The sequence below is a fragment of the Streptomyces sp. NPDC031426 genome (assembly GCF_055581585.1).
The window spans coordinates 23,836-35,931 of sequence record NZ_JBVIJE010000012.1 but is presented as its reverse complement, the minus strand read 5'-3'; the positions used below and the strand labels follow the sequence as shown (position 1 = coordinate 35,931).

The following is a 12,096-nucleotide window of genomic DNA, read 5'->3' as shown; positions in this document are numbered from 1 at the left end:
CCGCCCGCGAGGACGGCGGTGGCCAGCGCGTTCGCCGCTTCCTCCGCCGTGCCCCGGTGTCGGCCGTGGACGAGGACGAAGTCGACCTTGCCCAGCTCGGGCAGCCCGGCACGGTCCGGCAGGCGGAACAGGCCGGGCGGGATCAGGTGCCGGGAGTGGGCCATCACGCCGAGCCCGGCGCGGGCCGCCGCGATCAGTCCGTTGAGGCTGCCGCTGGTGCACACGATCCGCCAGTCGCGGCCCTCGCGCTCCAGCGCCTCCAGCGCGCGGGCCCGGGTGATGCCGGGTGGCGGATACACGATGAGTGGGACCGGCCGGTCCGCGTCCAGGCGCAGCCGCTCGGCGCCGATCCACACCAGGTCGTCGCGCCAGACCAGTTCGCCCCGCGGATCCTCCGGGCGCCGCTTGGCCAGCACCAGGTCCAGCTTCCCGGCGGCCAGTCGTTCGTGCAGGGTGCCGGACAGCTCCACGGTCAGCTCCAGGTCGACCTCCGGATGGTCGTAGCGGAAGGCCTCCAGGATCTCCGGCAGGCGGGTGAGCACGAAGTCCTCGGACGCGCCGAAGCGCAGCCGGCCGCGCACCCGGGTGCCGGTGAAGAACGCCGTCGCCTGCTCGTGGACCTGAAGGATCCGGCGGGCGAAGCCCAGCATCGCCTCGCCGTCCTCGGTCAGCTCCACCGAATGGGTGTCCCGGCTGAACAGCTGCCGCCCGGTCGCGTCCTCCAGCCGGCGCACATGCTGGCTGACCGTGGACTGGCGCAGCCCCAGCCGGCGCGCGGCCTGCGTGAAGCTCAGCGTCTGGGCCACAGCGAGGAAGGTGCGCAACTGCGTGGCGTCGTACACGACAGGCAGCCTAGCCGGATATCGCGCATCATGATGACAGTCAGAGTGGTGTATGGGATTCCCGATCAGCGGTTCGAGGAGGACGATGGACGGGGGCCTACGGGCCCGCGAACGAACGCACATGAATCGGAGCACCGTGAAACGCCTGCGCTGGCCGAGTTGGATGCCGATCGACCCGTACATCGTCCTGCTGCTCGGGACCGTCGGCCTGGCCGCGCTGCTGCCGGCCCGGGGCACCGCCTCCGACGTGGCCTCGGGCGCGTCGACCGCCGCGATCGCCTTCCTCTTCTTCCTCTACGGCGCCCGGCTCTCCACCCGGGAGGCGCTGGACGGGCTGCGCCACTGGCGGCTCCATGCGACCGTGCTGGTCTGCACGTTCGTCCTGTTCCCGGTGTTCGGGCTGGCGGCGCGCGGTCTGGTTCCGGTGCTGCTGACCCAGCCGCTCTACCAGGGCCTGCTGTTCCTGACGCTGGTGCCGTCCACGATCCAGTCGTCGATCGCGTTCACCTCGATCGCCCGCGGAAACGTGCCTGCGGCGATCTGTGCGGGCTCCTTCTCCTCTCTCATCGGCATCGTCGTCACCCCGCTGCTGGCGGCGGGCCTGCTGGGCAACAGCGGCGGCGGGTTCTCCGCCGACTCGCTGGTCAAGATCGTGCTCCAGCTGCTGGTGCCGTTCCTTGCGGGGCAGGTGCTGCGGCGCTGGATCGGGAGCTTCGTCGCCCGGCACAGAAAGGTGCTCGGGCTGGTCGACCGCGGCTCGATCCTGCTGGTCGTCTACACCGCCTTCAGCGAGGGCATGACCCGGGGCATCTGGCACCAGGTCAGCCCCGCCCGGCTCGGCGGGCTGCTCGTCGTCGAGGCCGCCCTGCTCGCCGTGATGCTCCTGCTGAGCTGGTACGGCGGCAAGGCGCTCGGCTTCGGCCGGGAGGACCGGATCGCCATCCAGTTCGCCGGGTCGAAGAAGTCCCTCGCCTCCGGGCTCCCGATGGCCAGTGTCCTGTTCGGTGCCCACGCCTCGCTCGCCGTGCTGCCGCTGATGCTGTTCCACCAGATGCAGCTGATGGTGTGCGCGGTCATCGCCAAGCGCCGGGCCCGGGACCCGCAGGAGGCCCCGGGCGCCGGCGCCGACGCGTCAGCCCCTCACCCGGTCCAGGGGCAGCCACAGGACCGTGTCCTTCGATGACCTGAGCGCCTTCGGGTCCGCCAGTTCCGCGTCGGTGAGCGCCCGGTCCCAGACGTGCACCTCGTCGATGGCGCCGGTGAAGAAGGCCCGGCTGTCCATGCGCTGACCGATGTGCACGCCGAAGGGGGAGTTACGGCTGACCGACCCCGGGATGTCGGCGACGGACTTCTCGGTACCGTCGACGAACAACGACAGTCGGCCCCGGCCCCGGCGCAGCACCAGGTGATGCCACTGCCCGTCGTTGTACGCGGTGTCCGTGCGCACGTAGGTGGTCTGCGGCGCGACCGCCCCGTTCCGGACCGTGATCAGCCCCTGGATCCGGTTGTTCGCCGGCTCCCCCCGCACCCACACCTGCGGCTGGGTGGTTCCGATCCCGCCCATCCACAGCAGTGGCTGCTCCCCGGTCGTGGCCGTGTACCGGAACCACAAAGACGCCGTGAAGTCCTTCGTCCCCAGCGGCAGCTCGCTGCGGAAGGGCAGGCGTACGGCGTCGTCGGTGCCGTCGAACCGCAACGCGCCGCCGAAGACCCCGTCCGTCTCCTCGGCGCCGCCGAGCACCGCGGCCGGGCGGGCGTGCGGGGCCAGGTCGGCGGTGACCGGGTCGGGGCCCCGGCGCGGGACGAGCCAGTCCTCGGTGAAGCGGGCGAAGCGGATCTCTTCGCGCGCGTCGACCGCGCCGCCCTCGTAGATCAGGCCCACCGTGTCCGTGTCGGCGCGGACCAGGTCGGAGTAGCCGGACCAGTCCGTGGTGACGACCGTGCCGCGGTCCACGCTGTCCCAGGTGCGGCCGCCGTCGTAGGAGGAGCGGATCAGCATCGTGCGCCGCCGGTCGGGGTCGGCGGGGCAGGCGAGCAGGATGCGGTCGCCGAGGCCCAGCATCGAACCCTGGACCTGTGGGGCGTACAGGTCGGGCAGGTCGTGGAAGGGCGCGGTGAAGCTGCCTCCGCCGTCGCGGCTGACCGCCTGGGTGCGGTGGCCGAGGTCGGTGCCGTCCTGCTCCCGGCCGCTGACCAGGATCGAGCCGTCGCCGCGCTCGGCGAGGGTCAGCTCGGACGGCTTCTGCCGGAAGGTGCCGTCGTCCGCGATGGGCCAGGTGTCGGTGGCGCCGATCCGCCAGTGGCCGCCGTGGTCGTCGCTCACGATCAGCGCCGCGTGGTTGGCGGTGACCCGGCTGCCGTCCCAGGTCTCGGTGTTGACCCCGAAGACCAGCCGGCCCGCGTACCGGCCCTTGGTGAGCTGGATGCCGTGCGCCGGCCCGGTCGCGTACCAGGAGTTCCAGCCGGCGGGCAGGATCTCCGGACTCAGATCGCGCGGCACGGACCAGGTCCGGCCGTCGTCGTCGCTGTACTGGAGGTGCGGGGTGCGGTCGCAGGGGACCGAGCAACTGGCGCTGTCGGTACGGCCGGTGTTGTACGTCTCCGCGAGCCAGACCCGGCCCGTCTCCCGGTCCACGATCGGCGCCGGGTTGCCGTGTGTGTCACCGGCGCCCTCGTTGACCACCTGCAACGGGCCCCAGGTGCGGCCGCCGTCGGTGGAGCGCTTGAGCACGATGTCGATGTCGGCGGCGTCTCCGCAGTTGAGGACCCGGCCCTCGGCGAACGCCAGCAGGGTGCCGTCGGTCGTCCTCACGATCGCCGGTATGCGGAAGCAGGCGTACCCGGGGTCCTGGGACGCCTTGAAGAGGATCTGCTGCTCGAACTCGGGGTCGCCTGCGGGGGATTGGGCATGTGCGGGGTGGGGGGTTGCGAGCGGCACCAGGAGCAGCGCCGCCGTGGTGAGGGCGGTGGCGAATACGGCTCTGAGGCGGGCGCGTAGACCTGACGGCATGGTGCGACCTTGCCCTTCATCGGCCGGACATCTGGACATGCGGACATCCCATGTCCAACGTGCACCCCATCGAAGGTAGTTCGGGCCAGGTCGCCTCACAAGAAGCGTGCAGCACATGGAGCCCGCGGAGGGCCTACGGGCACAGCACGACCTTGCCCAGATTGGCCCGCCGCTCGATCACGTCATGTGCCCTCGCCGCGTCCTCCAGCGCGAACCCAGCGTGCACGGCGGGCTTCAGGGTGCCTTCGGTGAACAGCCGCCACAGCTCCTGGCGCCACTGCTCGTACAGATCCGGCCGACCACGGGCGATCAGGGCCATCTGGAATCCGATCACCGACTTGGCGCCCACCAGCAGGTCGTACGCCCGGATGGTGCCGCCGCCCGAGCTGTAGGCGACGAGGCGGCCGTGCGGGGCCAAGGCGGCGAGGGCGGGGGTGAGCAGCTCACCGCCGACGGCGTCCAGGACGCAGTCGACGGGGTCTCCCCAGTCGTCGTCGCCATACCGAACACAGTCGTCCGCGCCGAGCGAGCGGACGAACTCCGCCTTGCCCGGGTCGGACACGGCCCCCACCACCCGCCCCGCCCCCCGCGCCCGCGCCAGCTGCACCGCCAGGTGGCCGACCCCGCTCGCCGCCGCGGTGACCAGCACCGCCTCGCCCGGCACCGGGCGCGCCGCCGCCAGCGCACCGAGCGCCACCAGGCCGCTGCGCACCAGCGCGACCGCGTCCACGGCGTCGGCGCCGTCCGGTATCGGGGAGGCCATGGCCTCGGGCAGCAGGGCGAAGTCGGCGTACCCGTGCCCGAAGCACAGCCCGGTCACCTGCTCGCCCGGCCGGAAGCGGGTCACGCCCTCGCCGACCCCCACCACCTCACCGGCGATCTCGCCGCCGAGCGCGATCGGCTCGGCGGCCTCGGTGACCTTGCGGACCACGGGCAGGGTGACCCCGATGGCCGCGCAGCGCACCAGCAGCTCCCCGGGGCCGGGCTCGGGGACGGGCGCCTCCTCCAGGAACAGCGGGCCGCCGGTGGATTCATATCGGACGCGACGCATCGCACACACCTCCACACACCGGGCACGCCGGCGTCTCGGTCGTCGGGGATCTACGAACTCGTTGGGAGTCCCAACGATAGCGAAGATTCATTGGGAGCTCCAACGATTTCTCCGTTAGGCTGCCGCCATGGCCGAAGCACCCCTGCCCGCGATCCGCTCCCTGCCCAGCTGGCTCCTCGGCCGCGCCGCCGCCCGGGGCCGTTCCCTGGTCGCCGACGCCCTCGCGGCCGAGGGGCAGAAGATGTGGCACCACGTGGTCCTCTCCGCCGTCCGCGACCTCCAGCCCGTCGCCCAGGCCGACCTCGGCCGCAGCGTGGGCCTGGACCCCAAGGACCTGGTCGGCGTGCTCAACGACCTGCAGTCCGCCGGCCATGTCCTGCGCGCCCCCGACCCCAAGGACCGGCGCAAGAACGCCGTGTCCCTCACCGACGACGGCGCCCGCCTCCTCGCGCGCTGCGAGAAGGCCGCCCGCGAGGCCAACGCCGAGCTGCTCGCCCCGCTGTCGGCCGCCGAACGCGATCAGTTCATGGGCCTGTTGATCCGGATTTCCGGCACGGACGGCTGACGGCGGCTAACGTTCCGTCATGACCGCAGCCCCCGTCCTCGACCCGCAGCGCACCGCCCTGGTCCTCGTCGACCTGATGGAACGCATCGTCGCGCTGCCCCTGGAACCCCGCAAAGGCACCGAAGTGCTGGCCAGCGCACAGGAGTTGGCGCACACCTTCCGCACCGCCGGGGCACCCGTCGTCCTCGTCCGGGTCGAACGCCCCGCCGTCGCCGAACAGCCGCCCGGCAGCGGACTCGTGCCCGGTCTCGCCGGACCCGGCGACCTGGAGGTGGTCAAGCGGACCATCGGCGCCTTCCAGGGCACCGGCCTGGACGAGCACTTGCGCGAACGCGGCGTCACCACCCTGGTGTTCGGCGGCATCGCCACCAACCTCGGCGTCGAGTCCACCGCCCGCGCCGCCGCCGACCTCGGTTACGAGCTCGTCTTCGTCGAGGACGCCATGGCCGCCTTCACCGCCGCCGAGCACGAGGCGTCCGTACGCCTCGACTTCCCCCGGCTCGGCACGGTGGTGACCGCCGCCGGCACACGCCTCACCCCCGCCTGACCTCGCACCAGCGTCCTGCTCCCGTCCACAACCACCACCCAGCCATGTACGCACCCCGCTCCCCGAGGAGGGCTTGGAGCTGCGGCCCTGTACCACGAGTCCGCCTGGCGATGCTCCCGGCCACCGGCCTGGGCGGCGGGCCGCCGCTCACCCCTGATCAAGGCGTTCGTCGCAGCGGCGCAGTCCCTCGGCTGAGGCGGGGCCCGGGGGCGCGGGGGGCGCTCCCCGCCGGCCCGGGCTCCGCCGCCGTGCCGCGAGGAGGACCCTCAGCCCCGGGCGGCCGACTCCCGCAGGGCGATGCGGTCCTCGCCCGCGTACACGTTCATCGAGCTGCCCCGCAGGAAGCCCACCAGGGTCAGACCCGTCTCCGCGGCCAGGTCCACCGCCAGCGACGACGGCGCCGACACGGCCGCCAGCACCGGGATGCCCGCCATCACCGCCTTCTGCGCCAGCTCGAACGAGGCCCGCCCGGAGACCAGCAGGATCGCCCTCGACAGCGGCAGATCGCCGCTCTGCAGCGCCCGCCCGACCAGTTTGTCGACCGCGTTGTGCCGGCCCACGTCCTCCCGTACGTCCAGCAGCTCGCCGTCCTCGGTGAACAGCGCCGCCGCGTGCAGGCCCCCGGTCCGGTCGAACACCCGCTGGGCCGCCCGCAGCCGGTCGGGGAGGCTCGCCAGCAGCTCCGGGGTGAGCCGGACCGGGGGAGTGTCGGCGATCGGGAAGCGGGCCGTCGTCCGTACGGCGTCCAGGCTGGCCTTGCCGCACAGACCGCACGAGGAGGACGTGTAGACGTTCCGCTCCAGGGTGAAGTCCGGCAGGGCGACTCCGGGTGCGGTCTTCACGTCGACCACGTTGTAGGTGTTCGAGCCGTCCGCCGTCGCACCCGCGCAGTAGACGATGTTCTGCAGATCGTCCGCGGTCGCCAGCACGCCCTCGCTGACCAGGAACCCCGCCGCCAGCGCGAAGTCGTCGCCCGGTGTGCGCATGGTGATCGCGAGCGGTTTTCCGTTGAGCCGGATCTCCAGGGGTTCCTCGGCGACGAGTGTGTCCGGCCGGGTGGACAGCGCCCCGTCCCGGATGCGGAGGACCTTGCGTCGTTCCGTGACTCGTCCCATGTCCTGATCAGCCCCGGTTCTGTACGTGCTGGTAGCCGAAACGGCCCTTGATGCAGAGATTGCCGTGGGTCACCGGGTTGTCGTGCGGCGAGGTGACCTTCACGATCTCATTGTCCTGCACATGGAGCGTGAGGGTGCAGCCCACTCCGCAGTACGCGCACACCGTGGACGTCCGCGTCTGCCGTACGACACCCACCCGCCGCAGCAGGACGAGGCCCTCCTGCCCCGCCTGGGGTACGGCCGTCGCCGCCGGCGGCTCCTCCGGCGCCGAGTCCGGCGCGCCGCGGCCACACGAACGGCCTCGTCCACGCTCGCCGGCGCCGCCACCGCGGTACGCACCGGATCACCCGCCCGCACGGCGAGGGCGGCCGGAGCGCGCTCGCACAGGCCCAGGCAGGGGCTGCGTTCGACGCTCACCCCGCTGCCGAGACGTTCCTCCAGGCCGGTGCGGAGCGCGTCGGCTCCGGCGGCCGTGCAGGCCAGGTCGGTGCACACGTGCAGCACGGCCACCGGGCGGGGCCGTACGGAGAACATCGCGTAGAAGGTGGCGACCCCGTAGGCCTCGGCCGGCGGCACGGTCAGCCGGCGGCACAGATAGCCGAGGCCGCCCTCGCTGATCCAGCCGACCCGGTCGTTCAGGGCGTGCAGCCCCGGCAGCAGCAGATCGCGCCGGTTGCGGGCCGCCCGGCCGCCACGCGCCCACCTCAGGTCGGCGTCGCTGCGGTCGGCGCCCTCCCAGGAGGACTCGGGCAGGCCCAGCAGGGCGTCCACGGTGGCCCGTTCCTCGTCCGTCGGCTTGCTGTCGCCGAAGTGCAGATCCACCAGGTCACCTCACGATGGTCGCGACGGGGAGCTTCTCGATCCGGATCGCCGACGCCTTGAACTCCGCCGTCCCCGCGATCGGGCAGTTCGCCTCGATCGTCAGCTGGTTGGTGTCCACCTCGTCGGGAAAGTGCCTGGTCATGAAGGCCAGCCCCGGCCGCAGCGCGGTGTCGACCCACACCGGTGCCGTCACCGACCCGCGCCGCGAGGTGACCCGCACCTCCTCGCCGACCACGACCCCGTACCGCTCGGCGTCCTCCGGGCACATCGGTTGCCGTTTCCTCATGCGGCGCTCCTCAGCGCGAGCAGGTCCGAGATGGCGTGCACGGTGCGCAGGGTGGGCACCTCGACGCCGGTGATCCCCGCGAGTTCGACGACGGCCGCGAGCAGCACGTCCAGTTCCAGCGGCTTGCCGCGCTCCAGGTCCTGGAGGGTGAGGTGCGGTGGTCGCCGACACGTTCGGCGCCGGCGAGCCGGCGCTCGACGGAGACGCCGACCGTGCAGCCGAGGGCCTCGGCGACCGAGAGCGTCTCGCGCATCATCGTCTCGATGACCCGGCGGGTGCCGCCGTGCAGACACATCTGCCGCATGGTGGCGCGGGCCAGGGCGCTGATCGGGTTGAAGGAGATGTTCCCGAGCAGCTTCACCCGGGTGTCCCCGCGCAGGTCGGGCTCCACCGGGCACTTGAGTCCGCCGGTCCGCATGGCCTCGCTGAAGTCGAGGCAGCGCGGGGAGATGCTGCGGTCGGGCTCGCCGACGGAGAACCGGGTGCCTTCCAAGAGCCTTACGACACCGGGTCCTTGGAGTTCGGTGGCGGCGTAGACGACACAGCCGACGGCGCGCTCGGGGGCGAGGACGCGGCTGACCGCGCCGTCCGGGTCGACGCTTTCGAGGCGGTGGCCGTCGTAGGGGCCGCCGTGCCGGTGGAAGTACCACCAGGGGATGCCGTTCTGCGCGGCCATCACCGCGGTGCGCTCGTGCAGCAGTGGTGCGATCAGCGGCCCGCACGCCGCGTACGCGTTGACCTTCAGGCCGAGGAAGACGTAGTCCGCCGGGCCGACCTCGCCGGGATCGTCGGTCGCGTGGGGGTGCGCGGTGAAGTCGCCGCGCGGGCTGAGCACACGTACTCCGTGCTGCCTCATGGCCGCCAGATGCGGTCCACGGGCGATCAGATGCACATCGGCGCCGGCGCGGTGGAGCGCGGCTCCGACGTAGGCACCGATGGCGCCGGCGCCGAGAACCGCCACTTTCACGGGAGCACTCCGTTCGGTCTGAGGGATACCGCGGAGGTGTCGGGGGGAAGGGCCGACGCGGGACGCTCGTCGGCTCCTGAATGGCGGCTGAATGCTGTCGACGAAATATTGCCTACAGTATGGAATGACCCTCGGCAAGGGTTCGCGCGGCGACCGTTGAGCGCCTCCCGGATACCGTTCACCGCATACGGTCGACCGCGTCCTTCCCAACTCCCGCTCCCGGCCCTACCGTCCGCGGGCATGAGCCCCCCTCTCGCACCCCCGGGCTGGAGCCGCTGGCTCGTCCCGCCCGCCGCCCTCTCCGTCCATCTGTCGATCGGACAGGCCTACGCCTGGAGCGTGTTCAAGCCGCCGCTCGAATCCGCGCTCCATCTCGACGGCACCCAGAGCGCGTTGCCGTTCCAGCTGGCGATCGTGATGCTCGGTCTGTCCGCCGCGTTCGGCGGCACGCTCGTCGAACGCAACGGGCCGCGCTGGGCCATGACCGTGGCCCTCGTCTGCTTCTCCTCCGGCTTCCTGATCTCCGCGCTCGGCGCCCAGACGAAGCAGTACTGGCTGATCGTCCTCGGCTACGGCTTCGTCGGCGGGATCGGCCTCGGCATCGGCTACATCTCGCCCGTCTCCACCCTGATCAAGTGGTTCCCGGACCGGCCCGGCATGGCCACCGGCATTGCCATCATGGGCTTCGGCGGCGGCGCCCTGATCGCCTCGCCCTGGTCGGCGCAGATGCTCTCCTCCTTCGGCGCCGACCACTCCGGGATCGCGCTCGCGTTCCTGGTGCACGGTCTGGCGTACGCGGTCTTCATGACGCTCGGCGTACTCCTCGTGCGTGTGCCCCGCGGGGACACGCCAGGCGCGGAAGCGAGCGGACCGAGCTCCGTCGCCGGTGTGCAGGTGTCCGCCAACAGTGCGCTGCGCACCCCGCAGTTCTGGTTGTTGTGGATCGTGCTCTGCACCAACGTGACCGCCGGCATCGGCATCCTGGAGAAGGCCGCCCCGATGATCACGGACTTCTTCGCGGACAGCTCCACCCCGGTGTCGGCCTCCGCGGCGGCCGGTTTCGTCGCGCTGCTGTCGGCGGCCAACATGGCCGGCCGTATCGGCTGGTCGTCCGCCTCCGACCGCATAGGCCGCAAGAACATCTACCGCTGCTACCTCGGCGTCGGCGCGCTGATGTACCTGCTCATCGCGCTGTTCGGGGACTCGGCGAAACCCCTGTTCGTCCTGTGCGCCCTCGTGATCCTGTCCTTCTACGGCGGCGGCTTCGCGACGGTCCCCGCCTATCTGAAGGACCTCTTCGGCACCTGTCAGGTCGGCGCCATCCACGGCCGGCTGCTCACCGCCTGGTCCACCGCGGGCGTGCTCGGGCCGCTGATCGTCAACTGGATCGCGGACCGGCAGAAGGAGGCCGGGAAGCACGGCCCGGCGCTGTACGGGCTGTCGTTCGGCATCATGATCGGCCTGCTCGTCGTCGGCTTCGTCGCCAACGAACTCGTCCGTCCCGTCCACACCCGCCACCACATCCCCGCACAGAGGGAGGCCCCAGATGCCCAGCGACAGCAGCCCGCCTAGCCGGCGGGGCCTGATCGCCCTCGCCTGGCTGTGGGTGGGGGCGCCCCTCGGCTACGGGGTGTACGAACTCGTGCAGAAGGCGACGCAGCTGTTCACAGCGTGAGTGCTCGGGCGTCCGAGGGTCTGAGGGAAGCCGACAACTCGGGCGCCCGATTCCTGTGGCTTCACCTGCCGTCGTACCCGTGGGTCACTGATCAGACTGGAGGATCCCGCTACCACGGCCACGAGGGGACTCCCGCCATGAACGGCTCGCGCATCGCCGCCATCGGTCACTACCAGCCCGCCCGGGTACTCACCAACGAGGACCTGGCCGGGATGGTCGACACGAGCGACGAGTGGATCCGCAGCCGGGTCGGCATCCGGACCCGGCACATCGCCGGACCCGACGAGCCGGTCGACGAGCTGGCCGCGCACGCCGCCGCGAAGGCGCTCGCCGCCGCCGGTCTGACCCCCGGCGACATCGACCTCGTCCTGGTCGCCACCTCCACGGCGATCGACCGTTCCCCGAACACCGCCGCACGGGTCGCGGCCCGGCTCGGCATCCCCCAGCCTGCCGCGATGGACGTCAATGTGGTGTGCGCCGGCTTCACCCACGCGCTGGCCACCGCGGACCACACCGTCCGGGCCGGCGCGGCCGCCCGTGCGCTGGTCATCGGCGCCGACAAGATGTCCGACGTCACCGACTGGAGCGACCGCACCACGTGTGTCCTGGTCGGCGACGGGGCCGGTGCCGCCGTGGTGGAGGCCTGCCCGGCGGGGGAGGAGCCGGGGATCGGGCCGGTGCTGTGGGGGTCGGTGCCGGAGATGGGGCACGCCGTGCGGATCGAGGGCACCCCGCCGCGGTTCGCGCAGGAGGGGCAGAGTGTCTACCGCTGGGCCACCACCCAGCTCCCGGCCATCGCCCGCAGCGCCTGCGAACGGGCCGGCGTGGCCCCCGAGGACCTCGCCGGAGTCGTCCTGCACCAGGCCAACCTGCGCATCATCGAGCCGCTGGCCGAAAAGCTCGGCGCCGTCAACGCCGTCGTCGCCCGCGATGTCACCGAATCGGGCAACACCTCGGCCGCGAGCATCCCGCTCGCCTTCTCCAAGCTGCTCGAACACGGGGCGCTGAGCTCCGGCGACCCGGTGCTGCTGTTCGGTTTCGGCGGCAATCTTTCCTACGCGGGGCAGGTCGTACGCTGCCCGTGAGCGGCGAAGCGAAGCTTGCCTGAAGTGGGCGCAAACAGGTCTGGATTTTGTGCACCGTAGACTGTAGACAAAAGACAATCGATACTGAGCGTCCAGCGTGCACACGCCAGACCTGCCCATGAGGGGGACCG

10 protein-coding genes and 4 pseudogenes are annotated in these 12,096 nt (G+C 71.8%); 6 read left to right on the top strand and 8 right to left on the bottom strand.

All coding sequences use genetic code 11. From position 1 onward, the window contains the following. Positions 1-842, bottom strand: an 842-nt coding sequence (locus tag ACZ5NH_RS25115) for a LysR substrate-binding domain-containing protein (RefSeq protein WP_468778232.1), incomplete at its 3' end; no start/stop codon positions are given. Between the two features lie 136 nt (positions 843-978). Between ACZ5NH_RS25115 and ACZ5NH_RS25110 the strand changes: the two genes are divergently transcribed. Continuing rightward, positions 979-2,025, top strand: a complete 1,047-nt coding sequence (locus tag ACZ5NH_RS25110; protein ID WP_468778454.1) for a bile acid:sodium symporter family protein — start codon at positions 979-981, stop codon at positions 2,023-2,025. On the opposite strand, the gene ACZ5NH_RS25105 is transcribed toward ACZ5NH_RS25110, so the two are convergent. Together ACZ5NH_RS25105 and ACZ5NH_RS25100 are read right to left on the bottom strand one after the other, a co-directional pair. Further along, positions 1,975-3,852: an exo-alpha-sialidase gene (locus ACZ5NH_RS25105; RefSeq protein WP_468778231.1), complete on the bottom strand. Its 1,878-nt coding sequence runs from the start codon at positions 3,850-3,852 to the stop codon at positions 1,975-1,977. The genes ACZ5NH_RS25110 and ACZ5NH_RS25105 overlap by 51 nt on opposite strands. Positions 3,853-3,985: 133 nt before the next feature. Next, positions 3,986-4,903: a quinone oxidoreductase family protein gene (locus ACZ5NH_RS25100; RefSeq protein WP_468778229.1), complete on the bottom strand. Its 918-nt coding sequence runs from the start codon at positions 4,901-4,903 to the stop codon at positions 3,986-3,988. Positions 4,904-5,030: 127 nt separating this feature from the next. Here ACZ5NH_RS25100 and ACZ5NH_RS25095 point away from each other — a divergent pair, with 127 nt between their 5' ends. Together ACZ5NH_RS25095 and ACZ5NH_RS25090 are read left to right on the top strand one after the other, a co-directional pair. Then, entirely contained in the window at positions 5,031-5,468 is a 438-nt protein-coding gene (locus ACZ5NH_RS25095; protein WP_468778228.1) for a MarR family winged helix-turn-helix transcriptional regulator, read from the top strand. A 19-nt stretch (positions 5,469-5,487) separates the two neighbouring features. Continuing rightward, the gene (locus tag ACZ5NH_RS25090) at positions 5,488-6,015 is read left to right on the top strand and encodes an isochorismatase family protein (protein ID WP_468778226.1); all 528 of its coding nucleotides are present in this window, start codon (positions 5,488-5,490) and stop codon (positions 6,013-6,015) included. A gap of 266 nt (positions 6,016-6,281) precedes the next feature. On the opposite strand, the gene fdhD is transcribed toward ACZ5NH_RS25090, so the two are convergent. The 5 genes and pseudogenes from fdhD to ACZ5NH_RS25065 form a co-directional block, all read right to left on the bottom strand. Then, on the bottom strand, positions 6,282-7,130 hold the full coding sequence (fdhD, locus tag ACZ5NH_RS25085) for a formate dehydrogenase accessory sulfurtransferase FdhD (RefSeq protein ID WP_468778224.1): 849 nt from the start codon (positions 7,128-7,130) through the stop codon (positions 6,282-6,284). 7 nt (positions 7,131-7,137) lie between these two features. Then, positions 7,138-7,311 (bottom strand): annotated as a pseudogene (locus ACZ5NH_RS25080) (2Fe-2S iron-sulfur cluster-binding protein); the annotation flags it as partial. 3 nt (positions 7,312-7,314) lie between these two features. Further along, positions 7,315-7,952 (bottom strand): annotated as a pseudogene (locus tag ACZ5NH_RS25075) (NADH-quinone oxidoreductase subunit NuoE family protein); the annotation flags it as partial. Positions 7,953-7,956: 4 nt separating this feature from the next. Further along, positions 7,957-8,220, bottom strand: a pseudogene (locus tag ACZ5NH_RS25070) (molybdopterin dinucleotide binding domain-containing protein); the annotation flags it as partial. Positions 8,221-8,234: 14 nt separating this feature from the next. Continuing rightward, positions 8,235-9,205, bottom strand: a pseudogene (locus tag ACZ5NH_RS25065) (2-dehydropantoate 2-reductase). A gap of 240 nt (positions 9,206-9,445) precedes the next feature. Here ACZ5NH_RS25065 and ACZ5NH_RS25060 point away from each other — a divergent pair. The 3 genes from ACZ5NH_RS25060 (at position 9,446) to ACZ5NH_RS25050 (ending at position 11,965) form a co-directional block, all read left to right on the top strand. After that, positions 9,446-10,777 (top strand): OFA family MFS transporter, encoded by a 1,332-nt coding sequence (locus ACZ5NH_RS25060; RefSeq protein ID WP_468778222.1) that lies wholly within the window; start codon positions 9,446-9,448, stop codon positions 10,775-10,777. Beyond that, a complete protein-coding gene (locus ACZ5NH_RS25055) occupies positions 10,752-10,880 on the top strand; it encodes an MFS transporter small subunit (RefSeq protein WP_468778220.1) in 129 nt (42 codons plus the stop codon). The genes ACZ5NH_RS25060 and ACZ5NH_RS25055 overlap by 26 nt, the downstream gene beginning before the upstream one ends. 137 nt (positions 10,881-11,017) lie before the next feature. Continuing rightward, a complete protein-coding gene (locus ACZ5NH_RS25050) occupies positions 11,018-11,965 on the top strand; it encodes a beta-ketoacyl-ACP synthase III (protein ID WP_451555302.1) in 948 nt (315 codons plus the stop codon). Positions 11,966-12,096: the final 131 nt, after the last annotated feature.